The following is a 24,306-nucleotide window of genomic DNA, read 5'->3' as shown; positions in this document are numbered from 1 at the left end:
GAAGCAAGCTGCCCGGAGGGAAACAGGCGCCACAATATGGCTACATCTCGTATTTGTAGCCTCTGCCCCAAACGGTACGGATATGCTGAGGATTTTTAGGATCACGTTCAATTTTTTTGCGGAGGCTGGAGATATGTACGTCGATGGTACGGTCCAGATAAGCGCCATCTCCGCCTTTGACCCGATCCATCAGCTCGCTACGGGTAAAGACTTTCCCTGGATTGCTGGACATCTCTTTTATAATAGAAAATTCGATGTGAGTAACTTCGATTTCCTGGTCATCGACCAACAGGCTATGACGGTAATCATTCACCCAAACTCTTACCTTTTTAAGCTTTTGGGTTATCGTTCGTGATTCAGTGAGCATGTTGCTACCACTGCGGCGCAGCAAGGCTTTGATGCGGGCATTTAGCTCCCTCAGACTGAAAGGTTTGCATAAAAAGTCATCCGCTCCGTCATCCAGAGCCTTTATTCTTATATTCAGCAGGGTGTTATTAGAGATGACGAGCATAGGAACCGTGGTGAATTGACGGATGTGACTGATCAGCTCAGATTCGACTTTACCGGAAAACATTAGAGCGGTCACAATAATGTCCGGCTTAAAGTGCATTAATGTAGGAATTGCGAGTTTACAATCATAGATTAGTTCGGTATGATAGCCTTCCTCCTGAAGATGAAGAGCAATCATATCAGCCAAACTTTTTTGATCTTCAAGGATGAGTATTTTTATAGGCATGACTGACATCTCCTGTACGGACAAAGATACCATTAACATGGCATAACTATGTATGTTCTACGATGATACATACTTATGTATTCGGCAAAAGCACGAAAAGCAAACAGTCCAATAATGTAAGAAAATATGAATTTAGAGGAAGAAGGTTGCATCTTTGCGAATGATTTTATTATCCGGAGGCTCGGGTAAACGTCTATGGCCCTTATCCAATGTGAACCGTCCGAAGCAGTTTCTTTCCATCCTACGTCATGACGAACGGCCGGAAAGCATGCTGCAACGGATATGGAGGCAGTTGGATGAGGCGAATTTGGCAGATCAAGCCTATTTTTCTACGAGTGGAACTCAGGTCGAACTGATTCAGGGACAAATTGGTGGAGACGCTGTAGTGATTGAGGAGCCGACTCAGCGGGATACCTTCCCGGCCATTTCCTTGGCTACCGCTTACTTGCATGACATTGCAGGTGCATCACGTGACGAGATCGTGGGGGTCATGCCGGTGGATGGCTATGCGGGGGATGAATTTTTCGAGCATCTGCGCAGGCTTCCTTCCATATTAGAGCAATCAGGAAGCCATATCGCGTTGATGGGGGCTGTCCCAACGGAGCCCTCAGATAAATATGGATATATTGTGCCTTCAGCTCCTTTACTTGACCAGGAATATTATAGGGTGAGTTCATTTGTAGAAAAGCCCGATCTGATTCGATCTGAAGCCTTGATCCGTGAAGGAGCCTTATGGAACTGCGGAGTGTTTGCTTTTAGACTCGGCTTTTTATTGGATGTGCTGGCGCAAATGAGTTTACCAGCCGATTATAAAACACTTTCGACAAATTACGCAGACTTGCCTAAAACCAGCTTTGATATTGCGGTAGTAGAGCACACTCGTAAGCTCTCCGTGCTCCCATATCATGGAGAGTGGAGGGACTTGGGAACGTGGGATTCGTTGGTGCGGGAAGTAAGTTCAAAGCTAAGCGGTCCCGGATATATTTCGGAAGCATCACATGACTCGCATATCATCAATGAACTGGAGATTCCGGTTAGCATCTGGAATGTCCCAAACATTATTGTTGTTGCTGGGCCGGATGGTGTGCTGGTTACGGATCGACAATCATCAACAGGAATTAAGGATATGGTGGCAGAAATTGAAATTGGACCGCGTTTTGAGGAGCGATTCTGGGGTAAGCAAACGGTCTTGTCCCATCAACAAGCGGCAAGCGGGTTACAAACGGTCACCAAACGTGTTGTCATTTCGAACGGGAGATTTATCAGCTATCATGAGCATCAGTTCCGAAAAGAGGTTTGGACCATTGTTTCAGGAACCGGAAGTGTCTGTATCAATGGGATGACACAGACAGTCAGCCCTGGTATGGTCATCGTTGTAGAACCTGGTACCAAGCATTTTATAGGTGCAGTAGAGGGAGATTTGGAACTCATTGAGTCACAAATCGGACATATCGTATCCGAAACGGATATTATTCGATATGAATTTCCCGATTCGATTGATGCTCGAACTGTATAATGCGCCTGCAATATAGGAACGGATGGGTATAAACAAGGCTTATCCGAAGCGAGTGAAGAGCGCTAGGAACTATTTTTAATCAGCTTGATGATTTGGACATTCTTAATAAAAGGTATTCATGCGTTGTTCGCTTGAATACCTTTTTTGCATGAACAACTCTATTATTCTCAATGAAATGGATAAAAAAGAGGCTTATAAAATGAGTTTTTTGGAGGTTAGCCATTCTTTTACGGCATCTGTACTGAGATCTCTTTTTGGCGTCCATTCTATTTTATCCACCAGCTTGCCGTTCCTGAATTCTGCAATCGTGGGGGTGTATTTTACGTTGTAATCTGCTTTGAACTTATTCCATTGGGATTTGTCCTTATGAATTTTGTGAACGTTTAAAAAAGTAATTTTGGAGCCCAGATTATACTGTTCAATCATCTTGTTAAAGTTAGGCTCAAACCGATTGCAGTCGCCACAACTGGGTCTGCCAACATAGACAAATACACTTTGATCCTGCTGAATCAATTGTTTAAAACCATCCATTGTAACCGCATTCAAGTGGTCATATATTTCGGGGTAATTGCTTTTGCTCGCTTGGATCTCTTTATCTTTCTGTTGAACTACCTGCTCCAGGTCTTGAAATTTAACTACAGCTGAAATAGCGATACCAATGATAAGCAACACAATGACACTTAACCCGGCGATATATCCTTTTTTCACAGAAATCCTCCTTTTTTTACAATCTCAAACTTACAATATATGATATTTCCATTTTTCGCTGTAACACTTGTCTCATGATGTATAAAAAAGAAGCTTTCCATTAGGAAAGCTTCTTTTAGTCTGAAAGTTAAACGTTAGACTACAACGGTCAACAAGTAATCCTCACGTTTCACTTCCGTTTCCATGGTGTTCAGTACATCCAGATATTGAGCGGAATTGGTTACGATGATCGGCGTAGTCGTTGTATAGCCTGCCGCTTTAATTTGTTCGATATCAAATTCAAGCAACAACTGTCCTTGCTTCACCACATCACCCTCTTTGACGCGTTTGTCAAAGAATTGTCCTTTCAGCTTCACTGTATTAACACCAACGTGAATCAAAATTTCTGCTCCGTCATTGGAAGTAATACCGATGGCATGTCCGGTCGGGAATACTGTCGTAATCGTTCCGTTAACCGGAGAAGTCAGCACACCCTCTGTAGGATCGATCAAGATTCCTTTCCCCATAGCGCCTGAAGCAAAAGCAACATCAGAAGATTGTTCCAATGGCAGCACTTTACCTTGCAGCGGACTTACGAGGATTTCCTTTTCGATTGCTACTTCTTTTTTTACGGGTGCTGTTTCTGTTTTTGCAGCTTCTTCTTTTGGATCATCAAAGCCCAAAATCATAACCAATACAACTGCAAGTACAAAGGCAACGAGTAAGCCGATAACAACCCACAAGAACCCAGCTCCAAAATAAGTTGGCAACGCCAGTAAACTAGGCAGGGAGAAGGATTTTGCAGTTGCTCCGCCGGAAGCGATAATAGCGCCACCGATACCACCAGAAATACAAGCGTAAATGAAAGGCTTTTTCAATTTCAAAGTTACACCATAAATCGTAGGTTCAGTAATCCCGAATACAGCTGCCAGTGTAGAAGAACCAGCCAAAGCTTTCATTTGAGTATTTCGTGATTTCAGGAATACCCCCAGTGTTGCACCTGCTTGAGAAAGTACGGCTGCTGTAAGCATTGGAAGCATCGTGTCATAACCCAATGTTTGAATATTGGACAGCATAATAGGAACGAAGCCCCAGTGTACGCCGAAAATAACAAATACTTGCCAGAATGCCCCAGCAACAGCTCCGGCAATCAATGGGCTTAAATTGTACACCCATGTAAAACCGTTCGCCAAGCCTTGACTGATCAGGTTACCGACTGGACCAAAGGCCAAAAACGTCAACGGAACAACAACTAGTAGTGATAGCATAGGGACGATAATGTTTTTAACCGATTGATGAACAAAGGAATTAAACCAACGTTCCACATAGGACTGTACCCATACCGCGAGAATAATTGGGATTACGCTGGAACTATATTTTATCAGAATGATTGGAATCCCGAGAAAAGCCAGTTTTGCCGGATGGTCCACCGCTGCAATAACATCCGGGTAGACGAGGGCTCCAGCAACTGCGACCGATACAAAAGCATTCGTCTTAAATTTACGGGACGATGTAATAGCTAGGAATATAGGCAAGAAATAAAACACGCTGTCCGAAGCGGCGTTCAGAATGAGATACGTACCGCTTGCAGTATCAATCCAATGGAGCGACGCAATTAAGGCCATAATCCCTTTGAGCAAACCAGCTCCGGCAAGAGCACCCAAGAGAGGTGAGAAAATGCTGGAAATGATATCGACCGCTTTGCCAAGAAAATTCGTTTTTTCGGAAGATTCTTCTTTTTTCGCATTTGGATTATCTGCATCCTGCAGATTTGTTTCTGCCATCATATGCTCAAAGACCTGACCTACATTGTTACCAATGACCACTTGGAACTGGCCGCTGCTTTCCACCACTGTAATGACACCAGGTGTTGCTTCCAGTGCAGCTTTGTCCGCTTTTGTGCGATCTTTTAATTTAAATCTCAAGCGTGTAGCGCAATGGAATACCGAATTGACATTCTCTTCGCCGCCAACGAGAGTCACTATTTTTTTGGATAGCTCTTTATCACTCATGTTCAGAACTCCTTAAGTGTTATTCTTGCTACTGATAGGATTTACCGTTTACATTTGTTGCTGAGATGCGCCGGCGTGCATCTTTTTTAACCTTGTAAACAAGAAAAACCTAAACTCGTGGTGAAAACTGCGCACTCCTCCATAAGAGAACGTCGATTTCACCATCAGTTTAGGTTTTGCCTGCCTTACCAGTCACAATCCATGAACGATGAGGATATAAAGTTTTTAGCCTGATATGTTATTACGCTCAGTTACCCGATGAATGTGAATCGTTAGATATACATACTCATCTTTGCTTAAATATTGATCATATGTTTTTTCCAGATACTCATTAATTTTTTGGGCACAAGCAAAAGCCTCGGTATATGTTTGCTTTACCTGGTTGTACAAAAATTCTTCACCACTGTGAATAACCTCTTTGCGAATCACTCGCATTGCAAAATATTGCAAATGGGTCAAAAATCTCGAATAGCTAAAAGAAGACTCATCCAGCACAATACCGTAATGATACGTAATAATATTCAATATGTGTTGGACAATCTCGGTCATTTTCAGTGTAGCCTTCATCTCGTTACCATCAATCCGTGCATTCACCATATGCAGTGCAATAAATCCCGCTTCGTCTTCGCCCAATTTTACACCGAGCGTATTTTCAATTTTTTGTAGAGCATCCAGCCCAACTGCAAATTCTTTTTTGTAAAAGCGTTTAATTTCATACAGCATCGCGTTTTTGAGTGCCAATCCTTTTTCTTCCCGCTGTATGGCAAAATGAATATGGTCGGTCAATGTTAAATAAATGTTATCACTTAACTCCGTATCCAGCACTTCGGCTGCATGGGTCACGATTTCATTCACGACCTCCAGATGAGACACAGGAATATCGTTTAGCAGCTCAGTTAGTCTAGCCGTGAACTCGTTTTCATTTAACATGAAAATCTTATCTATTTTATGATCATCGACTTGGTCCCCAGCCACCTTTTTGAAGGAAATACCTCTTCCCATGACAATGACCTCTTTGCCTTTATCGTTTTTAGTCAACAGGACGTTGTTATTGAGCACCTTCTCAATAATCATTGAAGTTCCCCCTCCCATCCTTTACCAATAAAAAATGCCCAAGCACAATTCAATACTATTGTTAACAATAGCACTCAATTGAACTCAGGCATTGCCCGCATCACCGGTCACAATCCTTCGATATAGTGCTATTGTAGCACAAAAAAAAGCGATTTCAACATATTTTATTCTCTTTCGACAAAAAATATTTCATATCAAGGCCCATTTGCCTAATTTGCAAGTCAATTGTGCCCTTAAGTAGTCGTACGCTCTATGAGGCTGTATTCTAGCGAATGAAGCTCCATTTGGCGTCCAATCAGCTGAGGGGAAAGCATGAAAAAAGCATTTTGTGCCTGAGCCATAATGGGATTTTGAACCGTTGTAATCCCCATGGTGTGCGCCAGCTCCGTGTTATCAAACCCAACAATCGCCAGATCTTCCGGTACCTTCAGCAATTGTCTGCGCGCTTCGCAGAGAATGCCCACTGCTACATAATCGTTAGCACACAAGATAGCCTCCGGAAATTCCTCACGATGCTGTAACAAATTGCGCACGACCTGTTCGCCATCACGAATGTTATAAATAGAAGAATAGTTCCAGTGTGGCAGCATCGGCAGATTGTGTTCACTCATGATCTGCTCATAGGCTCGTTGTCTGCTGTGAGTATTGATGCTGCTCGGACGACCAAAAGCATTGGCTATACGTGTATAGCCTTTTTGTATCAAATGTTTTAATGCTAACATGTATCCTTCATATTGATCCATAGCGACGGAGCGAATATCGGTATGCTCCATACGTTGCCATGCCACGATCGGTCCATATTTGCAATAGGTACTCAAAAAATCAGTGTCATTCACGCAGGAAATGATGACCAGCGCATCGACTCTTTTTCTTTTTAAATCCTCGAAAGCTTGAAGCTCTTTCTTTTTGTCTTCTCCCGAAGTATAAATAATGGTTTGGAATTCATATTGGCCTGCGATTTCCACAAAGCTGTCCAGAAATGCCAGCACAATTTCATTGATAGTTGAAGTGATGATACCAATCTGAAGCGTCTGACCCTTGGATAGAGAGATCGCATTCCGATTAGGAACATAATCCAATTCCTGCATGATTTTTAAAATTTTAGCTCTGGTTTCTTGGCTTACATGGGGGGACTGATTTAACACTCTGGATACCGTAGCTTTGGAAAAGCCCGCCAGTTTTGCAATTTGATCAAGATTCGACATGATGCTTCTCCTCACCTGAGAAAAAAATACTTGACATGAAACGCGTTACAACAATTAGGATGCTTTATGAGGGCATTACGTCTATTTTAAAGCATCTGTCGATGCATTTCAAAGGAGAACGGTTACCGTTAGTTATGGATTCGCATTGCAGCACCTGACGGGTTACTGACTAAAGTGAAAACATTAAATTAAGGAAAGAGGTTTTCATACCATGACGAAGACGCTAAAAGGATTCCCGAAAAACTTCCTCTGGGGCGGGGCAACTGCAGCCAACCAATTGGAAGGTGCTTTTGACGTAGATGGAAAAGGTCTGTCCAGCGCAGACATGATAGCCTATGTACCTAAATCAGAACGTAAGAACGATCATGCTATAGAAATTTCGTCCGAACGACTGGAGGACATCTTGGCAGGGAAGGTAAACGCCCGTTTTCCAAAGCGTGAAGGTGTGGACTTTTATCACCACTACAAAGAAGATATTGCCTTGTTTGCAGAAATGGGCTTTAAAGTATTCCGGATGTCCATCCACTGGTCGCGGATTTTCCCGAATGGATATGATGCCGAGCCGAATGAAGCAGGATTGCAATTCTACGACAATGTATTCGATGAGCTGCGCAAGTATGGTATTGAGCCTTTGGTAACATTATCGCATTATGAAACACCGCTAGGTTTGACACAGAAATATAATGGCTGGTTGGGACGCGAAGTCGTGGATCATTACGTAAAATATGCCGAAACGGTATTTACACGCTATAAGGATAAAGTAAAATACTGGCTGACCTTTAACGAAATTAATGTCATGACTATGAGCCCGTTTACAGGCGGCGGTGTGGTTATTGACCGTGTAGAAAACAAGCAACAAGCGATATATCAAGCATTGCACCATCAATTTGTAGCAAGTGCATTGGCGACCAAACGGGGACATGAGATCATTCCGGGCGCTCAGATCGGCTGTATGCTGGCCCGCATTGAAAGCTACCCACATACGTGTAACCCAGAAGATATCCTGAAAGCACAGCATGAAAATCAAATGAACCTGTTCTTTACGGATGTGCATGCTCGTGGGGAATATCCCAACTATATGAACCGCTATTTTGAAGAAAATAATATTGTGATCCAGACAGAACCCGGCGATGCCGAAATTTTGAAAAATAACACGGTCGATTTTATCTCATTTAGTTACTATATGACCTTGACCGTATCGGCAGGGCCAGAAGGCGAAAAGGCAGCAGGGAACCTGATAGGCGGTGTGAAAAATCCGTATCTGCAGTCTTCCGACTGGGGATGGCAGATCGATCCGATCGGCCTGCGTGTTACACTGAATACGTTTTATGATCGCTATCAAAAGCCACTGTTCATCGTGGAAAATGGCCTGGGTGCGTATGATAAGGTAGAAGAAGACGGCTCTGTGCATGACACATATCGCATTGATTACTTGCGTCAGCATATTGCCCAAATGAAGGAAGCGATTGCTGACGGTGTTGATCTGATTGGTTACACCAGCTGGGGACCTATCGACCTTGTGAGCATGTCTACGTCCGAAATGTCCAAGCGCTACGGATTTATTTACGTTGATCTGGATGATGACGGTAACGGAACGCTTCAACGCTCCAAAAAGGACTCATTTAACTGGTATAAAAATGTGATAGCAACCAACGGTGAAGAATTGTAATTCCATATCGTTTTGGCGGGTACAGCAGAGAAAATCCTCAGGATGCAATCTGCTGTACCCGCTTTTTGTATAGACACTCTATTGGTTCTTTCAGAGGGCTTCACAAATTTTTCACTTGTAATAAGCTGAAATTTTTCTGTATAATGAATAAAAATTTCATATGTCTGGTTGATGTTTGCGGGAGATGGAATGAAAGTTCCAACCGAAGGGGCAAAACTCTCAGGTGCTTAGGCTGATTTACAGCAACGAGCAGGGACCGTAAACGGACAGAACTCTGGAGAGACCCTTAATTGGGCGCCGAAGGTGCACCGCAGATCACATCTGCTTAAACTCTCAGGCAAAAGGACAGAGACGCGAATAACCTGTGACAGGGATAGCCCTAGGCTTTTTATAAGCTTTTAGAGGTGAAATCCTGCACAAGATGGTTGTATTTTTTCGTGCCTTTAACCTCTCCAGGAGTCGAATCAACAGATTTGACTCTTTTTTGTTTTCTACTATGCTGGAGGAGCGGGTTGAAATGAATTTGGTACATGTGTTAGAAACGATTAGCAGTTGGATATGGGGGGCGCCTCTCATCATCCTTGTTATGGGAACGGGGTTATGGCTGACCATACGTCTAAAAATGTTGCAGGTATTCCGCCTGCCCCTGGCGATCAAGCTCATCGGTAAGGCCCCGAATGAAGGTAGCGGGGATGTAAGTAGTTTTGCGGCTTTGAGTACGGCATTGGCGGCTACCGTCGGTACAGGAAGTATTGTCGGTGTAGCGACAGCCATTAAGCTGGGCGGGCCGGGTGCCTTGTTCTGGATGGTCGTTGCAGCCTTCTTTGGGATGGCGACGAAATATGCGGAAGGTGTACTTGCGGTAAAATACCGGGTGAAGGATCGGAATGGACAATTTTCCGGCGGCCCGATGTATTATATTGAAAAAGGCCTGGGACGCCGTTTTAAACCGTTGGCGATGCTGTTTGCTTTTTCAGGGATGCTGGTAGCGTTGTTCGGAATTGGAACATTCCCTCAGGTCAAGGCGATTGTATCTTCGACTGAAAACAGTTTTGGCGTTCCGCCGATTGTAACGGCGCTGACAATTGCTGTCCTTACAGGTCTTGTGACCATTGGAGGACTCAAAAGCATTGCCAAGGTATCGACGAAGGTCGTTCCTTTTAAAACAGGCCTGTATGTATTGATTTGTATCATTGTACTGATTCGATTTGCTGACCAACTTCCTGCCGCAATTGCGCTTGTGCTTCATTCGGCATTTTCAACTACATCGGCAACCGGCGGATTTGCAGGAGCTACGATTATGCTGGCCATGCGCAGTGGGGTAGCCAGAGGTATTTTTGCCAACGAAGCTGGATTGGGGAGCGCACCGATTGCAGCCGCAGCTGCCAAAACCAAATGGCCTGCGGAACAAGGGCTGATTTCCATGACGGGTGTGTTTATTGATACGATGGTTATTTGTGTGATGACCGGGTTGACGTTACTGGTGAGCGGGGTGTGGAGCGGGCCTACCGATGCAGGCTTGATGACTCAGCAAGCATTTTCCAGTGCATTTCCGCTGGGAGCAGAGCTGCTCACCATCATCCTGATTATGTTCGCATTCACCACCATGCTCGGCTGGAACTATTACGGGGAACGCTGTGTTGAATACTTGCTTGGGGTTAAGTGGATCAAGCCTTATCGTTATTTGTTCATTGTACTGGTTGGCGGGGGCGCGTTCATTAAACTGGATGCGATTTGGCTGCTGGCAGATATTTTTAACGCCATGATGGCTTTTCCGAACCTGATTGCACTGCTCGGCTTGTCGGGAATTGTTGTTGCAGAAACCCGGACTTATATGAATTCTTTGTATCCTAATAAGAACAAGGGTATTCTTGCTGGTGCCAATGTAGGGGCGGCTATCCAAGTAGAAGAAAAGGGACAAACGGTAAATTCATAAATACTAAAAGGGAGTATTCTCAGCCATCACAGGCTTGAGGGTACTCCTTTTTTTAGGTTATAAGACTGGTGATTACCGACATTTTATTTATTCTGAATATCTCTTAATCCATAACGTTTACAAACCTAAGAGTTATTACATGGGAGCATAATCGTAATTTGAAAATGCGAATCCGTAATAGTTGTATTTAAATAACCACCATATTTCTTTATCACTTGCTGGATGTTAAGTAATCCATACCCATGTTTTTTTAAAGGGGGATTGTATGTTTTGGTTGAGAATGCTGTATTGAGATAATTACTTTTTGAATTGCGAACATAAATCCATAGGGCAATATTATCGGTGAAAATTTCCAAATGAATTGAATGCTCTTTCTTTCTAGGAAGCTGCATTACAGCTTCAATAGCATTATCGAAAACATTACCTAAGACAATACATAGATCATGACTTCCAATACTAATATTTGCCGGGTTAATATGGATTTGATGGAAGAAAGCTATCCCACTTTTATTAGCGATGCTGAAAGTATGATTTACTAAAGCATCAATAACGAGATGTCCTGTTGTTATATGAAGTTTTGGTGAGTCTATATTTTTTAGAGTTTGGTTGATGTGATTAACACCCTCTTCCGTCCTCTGTTCTTGTAAACAAGCACGGACAAAAATTAACTGTTTTTTGAAATCATGAATACTTCGTTTGATATCACTAAGAGATCGAGTTGTTTCTTTATAACGTTTTTCTTGCATCAGCATTTGCTTTTGAAAAAAGCATGAGAGGTTTGACTTTTCTATCAACTTGTCCGTTAGAAAGACAATAATCACGTTCATTCCAAGAATACTGATGATTGACATTATAAAGAATAAATTATGTTTCATAAAAGAAAATAAACCGTAATGTATGAGCAAGTTAAACGATGTTCCTATTAATATTACAAAATAATACACAATCCCTATCTTGTATTTCCTTCCTTTTTTAAAATAATGAACTACTAGTACTGTAATAAGTATGAAGTGTAAAGAGGCGAAAAGTAAAAAAAGGTTAACTATTGGATTGGAAAAATGACTTTGCTTTGTTGTGCTAAATAAAAATAAAGAGTAATTAGAAAACGAGGTGACATTAATGTAAACGCAATGATTCAAAAAACTCACCCTTCCTGAAAACGAGAAATTATAAAACGAGCATACGCCTCACGAAGTGATTTAGCGTGAGAACGACCTACAGGGAATTCTTGTTCGTTTGACATAATAACAGAAGTAGCTGAAAACTTACGTATATGAACTAAATTCACAATTATTGACCTATGTATAAACACAAACGGATATTTTAATTGTTCATAAACCGCTTTCAACGTTCCGGAAATAAAATAGTTGTGTGAATCCGTTGCAATACAAAGTTCATTATGGATGTAATTGTTTTCACCTTTTGAGATGACTATGATCTCAGAGTGTCTCAATACAAGATGCTCAGTTTTATTTTTCACAGACAGAAAGTGGGATACTGAAGAACGCATATAATGACATAGTTTATTTATTTTTTCTACAAAGAGTTTATAAGTAAGGGGTTTAAGTAAATATTGAAATGCTTGTACTTCAAAACTTTCTAGCATGTATTCTGGATAGTTAGTTAGAAATATGATTTGAACTTCTCGGTCAGGAAAAAGGCGAATAAGTTTTGCAGTTTCAATTCCCGATAATTCCCTCATTTCAATATCTAACAAGATAATATGAAAGGGGTATCGCTCTTGTGAACTGTAAGATTTGATTAGATCTTCCCCAGATAAAAAGAATTGTAGATTAAAATCTAAGGATTCACTTACTGACATACACATGAAAAAGTGTTGTAAAATTTTATGCATTGCGGGATCATCGTCACAAACAGCAACTTGAAACAAATAGACCACCTCAAATATGTTATATAAATCCAGTATATTGTAAAAAAAGTCTATTCGAAGTGATGTTTTACATATGAAAAAAATTACCATCAGGTTATGGAATTTTTGTTAGTAAAAGTTCAAATGCATACTTATACTGTGGAGAGGACGTAGCCCAGGCGAGGAATGGATACGTTCTTCTTTATTGCTTAGAAACCTTATTTTCAGCCTTTATAAAAGTATTCAGTTAAGGCTCTACTGGTTCAGTTCGCGTCACGATAACGGCAGGAACAAGCAGTTGCACGCTCCTAGTACTTTTAATCTTTGTTGCTGTCTCAAGCAGTCTAATCCTTTACTTTCTTTGGACATATAAACAAAGAATTAACAAGTAACGTACTTTGCCATTAAAGAAATATAGGTAACAAAAATATTAATCTCACATGAAGCTGACATATTTGGTTGTTGAGATGGACTTTTTTGCATTTCAGGATACAAGCTTATTTTTTCTTTTTGCCTTATGCTACATTAAAAGCCGAGAAGGAAAAGCTATCTAGTATAGATATTGTCCAGAGAGAATAAAGTATATGAATAAACTATGAAGGTGTAGGATGGCTTTTAAATTCAGTCCGGTTTCGGATGATGGACATCTATTCTTGGTGGCTAGTGTGCACTGCGAGAATGCAATTACAACTCAGAATGAGCGTACATTTTATTTTTAAAACTTATGTGAATTTTGTCACTAGTTAATCGATTCATAATTACATAGGGACCGCATCCATTCTAAGGAGGGCTAAAATGAAAGCTTCGCAATATAACTTTATTTTTAATGACATTATTGAAAATACCGATAAAACGGTACTTTATAATTCTCGAACAGGTGCATTGGCAGTTCTTGAACCGGAGTACTATAAACAGTTTTGTGAACTTACAAACAATGAATTGGCAATAAATAATGATACTTATCTTAAAAATCTTATCGAATGTGGCTATATCGTAGAAGATAATATGAATGAAAAAGCATATGTAAAGGTAAACCTCTTAAAAAATCGGTTTGAATCTTCTAATTTAATGCTAACAATTGCCCCTACAATGGCCTGCAATTTTAGATGTGTATACTGTTTTGAGAAAGACCAATATCATAACAAAACTATGAGTCAAGAAACAGCTCAAAGTATAGTCAATTTTGTTAAAACAAATGCTAGTAAACTTGACACTCTTAATGTTACATGGTATGGCGGTGAACCCTTGATTGCAATGAAGCAGATAGTTAGGATATCGGAAGATTTTTTGGAAATATGTAAAGAAAACAATATACAATATACGGCCAGTGTCATTACAAACGGCTATCTTTTAAATAAAGAAAAAGTTCAAACGTTAATATCATGTGGAGTAAATGATATTCAAGTCACTGTTGACGGTCCTAAAGAAGTACATGATCTTAGACGCCCTTTAGTAAGTGGAAGAGGGACATTTGATGTCATAATGAATAACCTCAAGCAAATTAAAGGGATGATTAAGATATTTATGAGAATAAATACTGACCAAGACAACTGGTTGAAGTTACATGAAATCGTAGGATTCTTAAAGGAAAATTCTTTATTGGAAAATGTAATACCTTATCTAGGATTAGTTACGCCGACGAATGGAAAGTATGAGGGAACTAAGTGCTTGACAGACGAGATGTATTCAAAATTTAATTTAAAATTTATGTCGGAAAATGATATCCCAATTAGTTATATTTATCCTGCACCTAAAGGTAATTATTGTTCTGCGGACAAATATAATAGTTTCGTTATTGATCCTCTTGGTCATTTATATAAATGTTGGAGCGATATTGGAATTATTGAGCAGTGTGTTGGAAATATAAATGAAGATACATCAGTGAAATGGAATACTGAGCTTCTTGGTTGTTATTTATTATATGATCCTACTGAAGATGAAAAATGTTCAGACTGTAAGTACTTACCTGTGTGTTTAGGAGGATGTCCTCACAATAGAATGGCAGACTTTAACATATGCGAGCAATATCGTTATAATTTGCAGGAGTATATTACCGAGTGCACGAAAGTATTACTGGCTGGACAATTAACGGGAAATAAGAAGGAGGTTTCTGAATCATGTTAATGCTAAAAAAAATGTGTATTGTTTTATGTGGTTTCTTACTTATGGGGATGCCATTAGGTGCTTCAAGTAATGCAGCTTCAAATGATGTTAAGAATATCAATCTAACGGCTATAAATTGTAATGTCACCGTTACAAAAACTTCAGCAAGTGATTTTAGTTATGAGTATAACAAATCCTTGTATACTGTCACTTCTACATTAAGTGGATCTACAATTTACATCACAGTAAAGGGGAAAGGCTCAGCTAACGGCATTTCCGACAGAGTTAATATTTTAATTCCTGATAAAAGTTATGAAAAAATAACGGTAGAAAGTACAAAGTCTGGAGTTTCACTTCCAGAGCTAAATACTAATCTTGATATCACAGGTGTAGATGGTTCCTCAATGTCAGTTCGGGTGCCTGTAGGATACTCAAAAGCCATTAGTTATGACAATACAAAAGGTTCAGGTTCCTTAACTTTTAGTAAAGGAGCTTCGGATTACACAGTTACAGTTAAGACGACTGCAAGTGCATTAAGTGTTCCTGCGGGATGGCCATTGTTTAGACCAAACTTAACATATAACTATATAAATGGTGCAGGTAAAGCAAAGATAAATATCACGCTTGAAAACAGTGCATTTTCTATTGCAGCTCAAAAGTGATAAGTAGCATATAGTTTTTAAACTGTATGTTATTTATATAAATTAAATTTTAAGGAGGGAAAAACTATGGACGTATTGGTAAAAAGTGCTGTACAAGTAAGTGCACATTGTCCTTTCCACGGTTCAAGTGGCTGCACTCTTTCTTGTTCCTACAAGATGTAGCTTAAGAGAAGTAACATTACTTAGCGAGATGCTGTTTTTAGCATCTCGCTAAGATTTACCTAATATGAAACATAGGTGATGAATATGATAGTCCTAGAATACTTGAAAAAATACCTTTCAAAAACGCGCAAGTATGTATTTTTTTACATTGTTGTTACTTCAGTATTGTGGATTATAGGAATTATTGTTCCTTACATCACAGGCATATATATTGATTATTTAGTATCAAAAAGTAATATAAGTATCATTTTATATTTTGTACTGTTACTGGGGATTATAAATATAGTAAACATTCTCATACAATATTTAACTGCCCTTTTCTCTACGAAATTGAATAATTTATTATTATACGAAATCTGCAATGATATCTATCAAAAGATATTCAAAACTAAACTGTCGGTCTTCAAAGATAAGGATAATGCATACTTAGTTGACCAAATTAATAATGATTCATCCACAGTAGTTGACTTTTTTTCAAATAATATTTCCAACTTAGTATTGCAAGTAATCACAATAATTATCAGTGGTATTATTGTTTTAAAAGCTGATGTACTACTATGCGTTATAATTTTCTCGCTTATTCCTTTTTATATATTTACATATGTGGTTTTTAGAAAAAAATTGTATAAAGCAAATCTGAAATACAAAAAAGAAGCAAATGAATACTACTCTAAAAAAGTCGAACAAATTAACAAATTGGTTTTTATAAAGAAGAATGTACTCTTTAATGAAATGAATGAGCGGCTAAATAAAGCATTTAATTCATTATTTAGAGTTGCGACTTCACAAGTAAAAACTAATTATATTTTCTCCAATCTAAATCAATTTATATTGATCATCTGCTATATATTTGTAATCGGAATTGGAGGTCATAAAGTTGTAATTGGCCAAATGAGTATAGGGCAGTTCACCATAATTAACACGTACCTTTCAATGATCATCTCGTCAACTTCATATTTATTAAGCTTAGCAAGTTCATACCAAGAGACGAAAGTATCGATAGAACGGTTAAATGACGTTATGAACTCTGAAAATGATATTTATGGTAGTACAACACTTGAAGATTTAGAGAAAATAAGTATTAAACAATTAGGTGTTAAATATTCCGAGGAAAGCGTATTTAGAGACTTTTCTTATGATTTTTTTAAGGGGGGAATTTACGGGATTTGTGGTCACAATGGTTCAGGCAAAACAACATTACTTAATACTCTGATAGGTCTTTATAGTGATCTTTACACAGGAGAAATAGCTTTTAATAATTGCTCCATCAAAGATATAGATATGCTTGATATGAGGCGTTATAGAATTTCTTATGTAGAACAGAATCCGGAGTTTTTAAATCTACCAATAAAGGAATATTTGAAATTTGGAATTACTTTTTCTAAAGAGATTGCCAGTAATCAAGATGAGCTTATAACAGCTTTTGGGCTTGAAGAGATAATAACAAAAGCTAACCTTGAAAATATACTAATAAACGAAAATGGAAGCAACTTTTCTGGTGGTGAAAAGCAAAAATTAGCTTTGATTCGTGCATTAAGTAAAGATTCTTTCTTAACGATTCTTGATGAGCCCACATCAGCCTTAGATTCAAAGAGTGTAAGTGGACTTATAGAAATATTGACCAAGCAAAAGTCAAGAAGGATAACAATTGTAGTATCACATGACCAGAGACTATTAGCAGCATGTGACCATATTTTGAATATTGAAACCCAAGAGGAACGTGATGATATTGGATTCCACAGTTATGGAGTTCTTTAGAAACATCAAAAAACAGTATGGGAATTACTCACGATTGTTTAAGTTGTTTCAGACAAAGAATAAATCCTATTTGTATGATGTGGGCACAGGCAAAGTTATGGAATGCACTGAAATAGAGTATGTATTTCTAAATAACTTACAAGTGTACGGAGATATCGAAGAGGTAATAAAACCTACCAAAGTTAATGATGATACATTGACTATTCTAATTGACTTAATACATGTTGCGCAGGAACAGCATTTATTCCAAGCACCTCCTCTTTTATCCTTTGCACTATCAAAAGATGAGGTTTTAGAAAATGCAAGAAGTCATCTAGAACAGGTTACTCTGGAGTTGACCGAACAATGTAATATGGCATGCCACTATTGTATATATCATTCAGGGAACATAGACTTCAGGGAATTTGGACGCAGGCACATGTCCTGGCAAGTAGCAGAGTTAGCAATCGATTATACTCTGAAAAACTCAGGTAAAAAAGTGGCGGTAACTTTTTATGGCGGGGAGCCATTAATAGAATTTAAATTATTAAAGCATTGTGTAGACTATACTTTAAAAAATGGTGCTGATAAAGATTTAACATTTTCAATGACAACAAACTTAACCTTAATGACTGCTGAAATCGCAGAATATCTATCTACAGTTCCTAACTTTGGAGTAGTTTGTAGTATTGACGGTCCAAAGGAAATACATGATTGTAGGAGGGTATTTAAAAATGGTGAGGGCACGTATGTCAAGGCAATTAATGGTCTTAAACATCTAATTAATGCTTATGGAGAAAAGAGTAATTCTCTTATATCGCTAAGCATGGTAACACCTAGACCAGCTAATGATGTAGTTATGAAAAAAATTCAAAATTTCTTCAATTCTCTTTCGTGGGTACCTAAGGATATTACTAAAAATATTTCTTATGTGAGACACTCGTCTGACATAGAAAAAACGATTACTGAAAAAAGCTCTATGCATTGTTATGATAACCCTGTAGGGAACTGGACAATTGATCTAATGTTAAATAATACTTCTATATCAAAAAATACTCCCTTTACAATCGATTTTTTACACAAACAATTCTCAATAATACATGATAGGATTTTAACTGAAACTCCTTACCCGGACTATTGCTTAAACGGCTGCTGTTCACCTGCCTCAAGAAGAATTTATGTAACGGTAAATGGAGACTTTCATTTATGCGAGCGCATTGGAAAATCACCTTCAGTTGGAAACGTTTATAGTGGTATAGACGAATCTGTATTAATCGATCGTTATATAGACGACTATGGTAAGGAGAGTTTGTCCCAGTGTTCCAAATGTTGGGCTATACGCCTTTGTTCGGTTTGTTACGTCGAATGTTACGATAGTGATAAGTTTAATATCGAAAAAAAGAGAATAGCTTGTAGGCGTTCTTTAGATATGCTGGAACATGCATTGATAAGCTATCATACTATCTTGGAACACAAACCACATTTATTAGAGGAATTAAACCATATTACATTGGTGTAATTCCAATCTATAATCAAAATGAGTCGAAGGAGGATTATAAATTGAGAATTGTAAATCCATTTGGAAGGAAGCCTTTAATGGCAAATACCCTTGGAATTGTTCCTTTATCTTGTATTTGTTCTTCCGGTGCTAATAATATACTTCATGACTTCGGACATGGCTCGAATTGCGCATGTAAATGTCGCTCTGATAGGCAAATGAATAGTAGTGCAAACTATGATATGGCTTTAAGTTGACCTATCAGAGAAACGCTTATATAATTTTTGAAAAATCGCTTCTACTCTGTTAAATGAGTGGAAGCGATTTTTATTAATCGTTAGATAACTATGGAGGCTAATTTACAAGGAAATATGGATAACAGGTAGACAGTACATGTTCAATCGTGTGTAAACTCAGCCTCGGAAGTAGCCTATTTTGTGTTCCGTTTAGAGCAATCGTTCCAATTAATAAAATCGCACGGAGCTCATAGTTGTGCAATTCCTCTCCAGAGCTTAAGTCCAGTTTCGATGACGCTTTAGAGCAAGTAAAAGGGGATTCAAGTGAAGGCTAATCTTTGATCGCTCCAGCGGCAAGATCGGAAATAAATTGGCGGCTGATGAAAAGAAACAAAATAATAAGAGGAAGTACAGCCAGCAGGGTGCCAGCAATGACCATCGCATAATCCGTATTGTAAATCCCGTTCAACTGCGACAATGCAATCTGGAGGGTGAATTTGCGCTCATCCGTTAAAACGATTAATGGCCATAAGTAATCATTCCAAGCTCCTATAAAGGTAAATGCGCCGAGAAAAGCGAACGCAGGGCGTAAAATCGGCAGTGCTACATTCCAGTACAGTCGAAAAAAGCTGCACCCGTCCATACGCCCCGAATCCAGGAGCTCCTTGGGAATAGATTCTTCTGCATACTGACGAATCCAGAAAATCCCGAAGGCATTTACCATACCCGGGATGATGAGCGCTTTGAACGTACCTACCCATCCAAAGGAAGCCATCATGACAAAGGAGGGAACGAGCGAAAGTTGTGAAGGGACCATCATTGTAGCTAGCAGAATGACGAATAGCGCCTTTTTGCCCGGAAAATCAAACTTTGCGAATGCAAAACCGGCCAGTGAATCAAAAAACAGCACCAATAGGGTAATCGAACTGGCTACAAAAAGCGTATTCAAAAAGGCGCCGGCAAAATCAATCTGCTGCAATACTCTCGTGATGTTATCCAGGAAGTGGCTGCCGAACCACAATTGTGGCGGAAAACGATAGATGTCTGAGGTTGTACGGGTTGCCATGACGATTAGCCAGTAAAATGGAAACATCGACAGGATGATACCTACCAACAGCCCAGCATATAAAACAATGGATTTTGCACGTGTCTGCATCATGTGGTAAAGCTCCTTCCATCGTTATTTTTTACCTTGAACGAGTTTCCAATTGATGATGGAGAATAGAGCAATGATGAGAAACATGCCCCATCCGACAGCAGCGCCATATCCAAAATAGTTGTTAATGAACGACTCGCGGTACAGGTATAAAACGATGGTCATGCCACTTGCCCCGGCACCGCCGTCATTACCGACCAGGACCTGTGGCTCGGTGAACAGCTGCATCCCACCGATGGTGGACGTAATGACTGTAAACAGAATGACTGGGCGCAGCATCGGAATGGTGATGCGGAAAAAAGCTTGCGCTCCGGTTGCCCCGTCTATTTTGGCGGCCTCATACAGCACATGTGGGATACTCTGGAGCCCAGCCAGATAGATAATGGCGTTGTAACCCATCCATCTCCAGACGACCATGGAAGAAATGGCGATTTGGATACCCCATGGCACATTCAGCCATTGGATCATAGGTAGCCCCAAGAGCTGCAAAAGGTAGTTGAGAAATCCAAAATTGTTGGCAAATAAGGCGCCAAAGATGATGGCAACAGCAACAATAGATGTCACATTGGGCAGGAAGAATCCAACTCGCCATAAGGTGCGCATTTTCACAAAAGGGGCATAAAGCAGAAAGGCAACAATGAGTGCTAGAAATAGCATTGGAATCGTGGCGTACACCCAGATCACAAACGTATTACCTACAGCCTGCCAAAATTCGTTGTCTGTCACAAGGTAACGAAAGTTGCCCCAGCCGTTGTAGGTCATGTCTCCGATCCCGTCCCATTTGTGAAACGCCAGGTACAATGAAAAGCCAATCGGAAACAAGCCAAAGATGCCAAACAGCAAATAAAATGGCGAGATCGCAGCATAAACGGCCCGGTGCTTCCAGATTTCTCTCAGCATATTGTCCACACGCCTTTTTTGAAGTTTTGTTTTTTAACGCTGTAATTCCCGTTCAATTCGTTGCATTGTTTCCGTCCATAATGCTTCGGGATCGGCATTTTGTTTGGCCACATTGGCAAGACGACGGGTTACAATGCCGTGGATGACAGGATAGCGCTCGCCGAAATAGCTATTTTTCACCTGACGTGCGGAGGCGGCAAAAATGAGGCCAGTGGCCTGACCACCAAAGAAAGGCTCGGGTGTCTCCATGACTGGATCGTCATAGACGCCGGGAGTGGATGGGAACAGGCCGATTTTATGGTAGGCTTCCAGTTGGTGTTCCGGGCTTTGCAGCCAGGTCAGAACTTCAAAGGCTTCTTTGGGGTGTTGGCTAGATTTGAGGATAGAGATGAAAGACCCTCCCAGATTTCCGTCTCCTCCAGGAGCACGGGCGACTCTCCATTTGCCCGCTGTATCCGGTGCGGCTTCTGTGAGAACTTGCTTCATCCAGATTGCCCCTACGAACGAGGCGATTTTGCCGTTATTGACCGAAGCATTCCATTCAGGAGTCCAGCCATCTGCATTGGCGAGCAGATGCTTCCTGTGGAAATTCACAGCGGTTTTCCAGCCCAGGCGGATGTCAGGAGATTGATTGCCGATATAACTTCCGTCCGGCTTGAAGTACAGGTTCGTATGTTGAGCGAGTACCTGATTGTAAACGTTTACAATATTATCGGCCAAAAATGAATGGCTTCCGAATTTCTGCCGAAGTTGTTCTCCGGCTGCCATATAATCATCCCATGTGCGGATCGAGGCGCTGACCTGTTCAGGATCACTTGGCAAGCCTGCCTGTTCAAACAGGTCGCTTCGATAGAAGAGGGCGGTAGGCCCAGTATCCATGGGAAATGCAATCATTTTACCATCAGGAGTGATGCCCTGATTCCATTTCCATTCCAAATATTGATCCTTCAGTCGGTCTGCTCCGAGTTCCTTTAGATCATAAAAACGATCCGCACTCGGGAATAGCTCCACCATCCAGTCGTTCAGAGCTACGATGTCTGGTTCACCGGAACGAGCTGCGAGCGTTGTCTTCAGCTTGGCTTTAAAGTCACCGCCTATTTTTTGAGTTTTTAATTCAATGTTGGGAAACTGTTTTTCGGCCTGGACGAGCAATTCATCGTCAATAGAACGATTCCAGTACCACAATGTAAGCGTTATCTTTTTACTGTTTGACAAATTAGCTTCAGATGATTGACCTTTAGAGGATAGGGACCCACTACAACCACTAATCATAGTGAGAAAAGCAAGACATAATACCAGCCATTGCCATTGTACTGTCTTCACATCATTTCCCTCCTTGCTGTCTGAATAATCTGCCTGCTGAACAAGTTGTAAATGGTTTAGCTCCATCATATGAAGCTGTTACCCATTTATGTGCATTGCCTTAACCAAAAACAAAAAATTTGAAACGTTTATCCATAAAAAAAAGCACGTGCGTCTGTTATAGGAAGATCGCACGTGCTTAAGGCAGGGGATTAGCTTCATGACATCAATCGTTGTATCTCATCTTTCAGAGCTTCGGATCGAGTACCGAAAATAACCTGTAGGGTACCGTTCCCAAGCCTGATAATTCCTGACGCTCCGAGCTGCTTAAGAGCTTGATCGTTAACCGCTTTGTCGTCCTTGACGACAAGACGCAGCCGCGTGATGCAGGCATCAATGCTTTGGATATTGTCTGAACCGCCGAGATAGGTTAGGACCTGGCCTGCCTGACTGGACTGGGTGCCGGATGAGGCGCTTGCTTTTCCAACGGGTATGGATTTGTTAGCCTCAAATAGAAGGGTGTCATCTACATCGTCTTCGCGCCCGGGAGTCTTTAGGTTGAATTTGAGGATGATGAAGCGGAACAGAAAATAATAGATGAGGGCGAAGACAAGCCCAATCGGGATCATTCGCAATGGATGGGTGGAGAGCTTCATATTGACCAGATAGTCAATGAGTCCTGCTGAAAAGGAAAAGCCGAGTTTGACATCCAGTAGGTATACGACTAGGCCGCTCAGACCTGTTAGCAGAGCATGAATGCCGTAAAGCAGAGGTGCAATGAACATAAAAGAAAATTCGAGGGGCTCAGTAATACCGGTCAGGAACGACGCCAGCGCAGAACCGATAAAGATGGAAGCGACAGCTTTACGTTTTTCCGGCTTGGCCGTATGGATGAATGCGAGAGCCGCCGCTGGCAGAGCGAACATCATAATGGGGAAGAAGCCGGACATGAACATACCCGCCGATGTATCGCCTGCGAAAAAACGTGTCAGGTCACCATGAACAACTTCACCTGCAGCATTGGTATAGTTGCCAATTTGAAACCATGCGATCGAGTTCAGTACATGATGCAGCCCGAGCGGGATCAGCAGTCGATTGGCAATCATGAACACCATTGACCCGATTCCACCAAAGCCAACAATCCAGTTGCCGAAGGCTGCAATGCCATCTTGTATCGGACTCCAGATCATGCCGAGCAGAATGGCTAAAATCATGGTCGTGAAGGCTGTAATCATGGGGACAAAACGTTTGCCCGAAAAAAAGCCGAGCCAATCTGGAAGTTGAATATTATGATATTTTTTAAACAGATAAGCAGACCATCCGCCGATAAAAATACCGCCCAATACGCCCATGTCCAGCTTGACGTCGTCTGGAATATACGCAAATATACCCGGTACGGCCGCCAAAATACGGGTCAGCACCAAATAGGCAATGACTGCCGAAAGTGCGGCTACCGCGTCGCCTGCTAGACCAATAGCAACACCGATGGAGAAAATGAGCGCCAGATTGCCAAAGATAGCACCCGCCCCTTCATTCAGAAAAGGAGTGACATAATGATTCAGAAATCCACCAACTCCAGGGCCAAGCGGAATATCCGTCTCATAATTAATGAGAGCCAGCCCTTGCAAAATCCCTGCGGCGGGTAATGTAGCTACTGGAAGCATTAATGACTTGCCGATTTTTTGCAGAAATTTCAGCATAACATTCTTCCCTTCATCATCAAGTTTGGGAGTGTCGTATTCATCCTGAAATCCTTTCATTCAGCCATTTTTTTACATCATAAATCGGGCAATCTAACATGGTCAACGATTATTTTAGGATATCAGAAGACGTAAATCCGCAGTT

Annotated in this window: 18 protein-coding genes and 2 riboswitches; of the genes, 7 read left to right on the top strand and 11 right to left on the bottom strand. The window is 40.7% G+C overall.

All coding sequences use genetic code 11. The annotated features are described in order from the left end of the window. Window positions 1–40: 40 nt before the first annotated feature. Window positions 41–736 (bottom strand): response regulator transcription factor, encoded by a 696-nt coding sequence (locus HFD99_RS14300; protein WP_016818602.1) that lies wholly within the window; start codon window positions 734–736, stop codon window positions 41–43. A gap of 160 nt (window positions 737–896) precedes the next feature. Here HFD99_RS14300 and HFD99_RS14295 point away from each other — a divergent pair, with 160 nt between their 5' ends. Then, the gene (locus tag HFD99_RS14295) at window positions 897–2,252 is read left to right on the top strand and encodes a sugar phosphate nucleotidyltransferase (protein WP_039269193.1); all 1,356 of its coding nucleotides are present in this window, start codon (window positions 897–899) and stop codon (window positions 2,250–2,252) included. A 192-nt stretch (window positions 2,253–2,444) separates the two neighbouring features. Here HFD99_RS14295 and HFD99_RS14290 read toward each other — a convergent pair whose 3' ends face one another. The 4 genes from HFD99_RS14290 to HFD99_RS14275 form a co-directional block, all read right to left on the bottom strand. Next, window positions 2,445–2,960 carry a thioredoxin family protein gene (locus HFD99_RS14290; RefSeq protein ID WP_016818604.1) on the bottom strand — a complete coding sequence of 172 codons (516 nt, stop codon included), beginning with the start codon at window positions 2,958–2,960 and terminating at the stop codon, window positions 2,445–2,447. Window positions 2,961–3,094: 134 nt separating this feature from the next. Beyond that, on the bottom strand, window positions 3,095–4,951 hold the full coding sequence (locus HFD99_RS14285) for a beta-glucoside-specific PTS transporter subunit IIABC (protein ID WP_017427395.1): 1,857 nt from the start codon (window positions 4,949–4,951) through the stop codon (window positions 3,095–3,097). Between the two features lie 225 nt (window positions 4,952–5,176). Then, complete coding sequence (gene licT / locus HFD99_RS14280; protein ID WP_016818607.1) at window positions 5,177–6,025, bottom strand: BglG family transcription antiterminator LicT; 849 nt, start codon at window positions 6,023–6,025, stop codon at window positions 5,177–5,179. Window positions 6,026–6,258: 233 nt separating this feature from the next. After that, the gene (locus HFD99_RS14275; RefSeq protein ID WP_123797566.1) at window positions 6,259–7,230 is read right to left on the bottom strand and encodes a LacI family DNA-binding transcriptional regulator; all 972 of its coding nucleotides are present in this window, start codon (window positions 7,228–7,230) and stop codon (window positions 6,259–6,261) included. Window positions 7,231–7,441: 211 nt separating this feature from the next. Between HFD99_RS14275 and HFD99_RS14270 the strand changes: the two genes are divergently transcribed. Both HFD99_RS14270 and HFD99_RS14265 read left to right on the top strand, forming a co-directional pair. Continuing rightward, window positions 7,442–8,899, top strand: a complete 1,458-nt coding sequence (locus HFD99_RS14270) for a glycoside hydrolase family 1 protein (RefSeq protein WP_016818609.1) — start codon at window positions 7,442–7,444, stop codon at window positions 8,897–8,899. A gap of 168 nt (window positions 8,900–9,067) precedes the next feature. Then, window positions 9,068–9,152: riboswitch (glycine riboswitch) on the top strand. Between the two features lie 11 nt (window positions 9,153–9,163). Next, window positions 9,164–9,258: riboswitch (glycine riboswitch) on the top strand. Window positions 9,259–9,416: 158 nt separating this feature from the next. After that, a complete protein-coding gene (locus tag HFD99_RS14265; protein WP_039269192.1) occupies window positions 9,417–10,835 on the top strand; it encodes an alanine/glycine:cation symporter family protein in 1,419 nt (472 codons plus the stop codon). 125 nt (window positions 10,836–10,960) lie between these two features. Here HFD99_RS14265 and HFD99_RS25695 read toward each other — a convergent pair whose 3' ends face one another. Both HFD99_RS25695 and HFD99_RS14255 read right to left on the bottom strand, forming a co-directional pair. Further along, window positions 10,961–11,581 carry a sensor histidine kinase gene (locus HFD99_RS25695; protein WP_225164800.1) on the bottom strand — a complete coding sequence of 207 codons (621 nt, stop codon included), beginning with the start codon at window positions 11,579–11,581 and terminating at the stop codon, window positions 10,961–10,963. Between the two features lie 398 nt (window positions 11,582–11,979). Then, on the bottom strand, window positions 11,980–12,726 hold the full coding sequence (locus HFD99_RS14255; protein WP_430695095.1) for a LytR/AlgR family response regulator transcription factor: 747 nt from the start codon (window positions 12,724–12,726) through the stop codon (window positions 11,980–11,982). 774 nt (window positions 12,727–13,500) lie between these two features. Between HFD99_RS14255 and HFD99_RS14250 the strand changes: the two genes are divergently transcribed. The 4 genes from HFD99_RS14250 (at window position 13,501) to HFD99_RS14235 (ending at window position 18,888) form a co-directional block, all read left to right on the top strand. Further along, on the top strand, window positions 13,501–14,829 hold the full coding sequence (locus tag HFD99_RS14250) for a radical SAM/SPASM domain-containing protein (protein ID WP_025365666.1): 1,329 nt from the start codon (window positions 13,501–13,503) through the stop codon (window positions 14,827–14,829). Then, window positions 14,823–15,470: a hypothetical protein gene (locus tag HFD99_RS14245; protein WP_017427401.1), complete on the top strand. Its 648-nt coding sequence runs from the start codon at window positions 14,823–14,825 to the stop codon at window positions 15,468–15,470. Before HFD99_RS14250 ends, HFD99_RS14245 begins: the two co-directional genes overlap by 7 nt. A gap of 246 nt (window positions 15,471–15,716) precedes the next feature. Further along, window positions 15,717–17,390, top strand: a complete 1,674-nt coding sequence (locus HFD99_RS14240; protein ID WP_016818615.1) for an ATP-binding cassette domain-containing protein — start codon at window positions 15,717–15,719, stop codon at window positions 17,388–17,390. After that, window positions 17,356–18,888, top strand: a complete 1,533-nt coding sequence (locus tag HFD99_RS14235; RefSeq protein ID WP_025365665.1) for a radical SAM protein — start codon at window positions 17,356–17,358, stop codon at window positions 18,886–18,888. The genes HFD99_RS14240 and HFD99_RS14235 overlap by 35 nt, the downstream gene beginning before the upstream one ends. A gap of 546 nt (window positions 18,889–19,434) precedes the next feature. Here HFD99_RS14235 and HFD99_RS14230 read toward each other — a convergent pair. The 4 genes from HFD99_RS14230 to HFD99_RS14215 all read right to left on the bottom strand — a co-directional run bounded on the left by HFD99_RS14230 (window position 19,435) and on the right by HFD99_RS14215 (window position 24,161). Continuing rightward, window positions 19,435–20,262 (bottom strand): carbohydrate ABC transporter permease, encoded by an 828-nt coding sequence (locus HFD99_RS14230; RefSeq protein WP_025365664.1) that lies wholly within the window; start codon window positions 20,260–20,262, stop codon window positions 19,435–19,437. A 21-nt stretch (window positions 20,263–20,283) separates the two neighbouring features. Beyond that, the gene (locus HFD99_RS14225) at window positions 20,284–21,159 is read right to left on the bottom strand and encodes a carbohydrate ABC transporter permease (RefSeq protein WP_016818618.1); all 876 of its coding nucleotides are present in this window, start codon (window positions 21,157–21,159) and stop codon (window positions 20,284–20,286) included. A gap of 33 nt (window positions 21,160–21,192) precedes the next feature. Further along, entirely contained in the window at window positions 21,193–22,482 is a 1,290-nt protein-coding gene (locus HFD99_RS14220; protein ID WP_025365663.1) for an ABC transporter substrate-binding protein, read from the bottom strand. Window positions 22,483–22,679: 197 nt separating this feature from the next. Continuing rightward, window positions 22,680–24,161 (bottom strand): PTS transporter subunit EIIC, encoded by a 1,482-nt coding sequence (locus tag HFD99_RS14215; RefSeq protein ID WP_025365662.1) that lies wholly within the window; start codon window positions 24,159–24,161, stop codon window positions 22,680–22,682. Window positions 24,162–24,306 lie beyond the last annotated feature (145 nt).

The sequence above is a fragment of the Paenibacillus sp. EKM301P genome (assembly GCF_011800295.1).
Classification (GTDB): Bacteria; Bacillota; Bacilli; order Paenibacillales; family Paenibacillaceae; genus Paenibacillus; species Paenibacillus polymyxa.
This window is presented reverse-complemented; position numbering and strand designations above follow the sequence as displayed.

What these genes read in the sequence shown, in the direction of transcription:
- licT (WP_016818607.1), bottom strand. Translation starts at nt 6,025, where the DNA reads ATGATTATTGAGAAGGTGCTCAATAACAACGTCCTGTTGACTAAAAAC.
- HFD99_RS14245 (WP_017427401.1), top strand. Translation starts at nt 14,823, where the DNA reads ATGTTAATGCTAAAAAAAATGTGTATTGTTTTATGTGGTTTCTTACTT.
- HFD99_RS14265 (WP_039269192.1), top strand. Translation starts at nt 9,417, where the DNA reads ATGAATTTGGTACATGTGTTAGAAACGATTAGCAGTTGGATATGGGGG.
- HFD99_RS14295 (WP_039269193.1), top strand. Translation starts at nt 897, where the DNA reads ATGATTTTATTATCCGGAGGCTCGGGTAAACGTCTATGGCCCTTATCC.
- HFD99_RS14240 (WP_016818615.1), top strand. Translation starts at nt 15,717, where the DNA reads ATGATAGTCCTAGAATACTTGAAAAAATACCTTTCAAAAACGCGCAAG.
- HFD99_RS14285 (WP_017427395.1), bottom strand. Translation starts at nt 4,951, where the DNA reads ATGAGTGATAAAGAGCTATCCAAAAAAATAGTGACTCTCGTTGGCGGC.
- HFD99_RS14300 (WP_016818602.1), bottom strand. Translation starts at nt 736, where the DNA reads ATGCCTATAAAAATACTCATCCTTGAAGATCAAAAAAGTTTGGCTGAT.
- HFD99_RS14270 (WP_016818609.1), top strand. Translation starts at nt 7,442, where the DNA reads ATGACGAAGACGCTAAAAGGATTCCCGAAAAACTTCCTCTGGGGCGGG.
- HFD99_RS14215 (WP_025365662.1), bottom strand. Translation starts at nt 24,161, where the DNA reads ATGCTGAAATTTCTGCAAAAAATCGGCAAGTCATTAATGCTTCCAGTA.
- HFD99_RS14250 (WP_025365666.1), top strand. Translation starts at nt 13,501, where the DNA reads ATGAAAGCTTCGCAATATAACTTTATTTTTAATGACATTATTGAAAAT.
- HFD99_RS14235 (WP_025365665.1), top strand. Translation starts at nt 17,356, where the DNA reads ATGATATTGGATTCCACAGTTATGGAGTTCTTTAGAAACATCAAAAAA.
- HFD99_RS14230 (WP_025365664.1), bottom strand. Translation starts at nt 20,262, where the DNA reads ATGATGCAGACACGTGCAAAATCCATTGTTTTATATGCTGGGCTGTTG.
- HFD99_RS14275 (WP_123797566.1), bottom strand. Translation starts at nt 7,230, where the DNA reads ATGTCGAATCTTGATCAAATTGCAAAACTGGCGGGCTTTTCCAAAGCT.
- HFD99_RS14225 (WP_016818618.1), bottom strand. Translation starts at nt 21,159, where the DNA reads ATGCTGAGAGAAATCTGGAAGCACCGGGCCGTTTATGCTGCGATCTCG.
- HFD99_RS25695 (WP_225164800.1), bottom strand. Translation starts at nt 11,581, where the DNA reads ATGCAAGAAAAACGTTATAAAGAAACAACTCGATCTCTTAGTGATATC.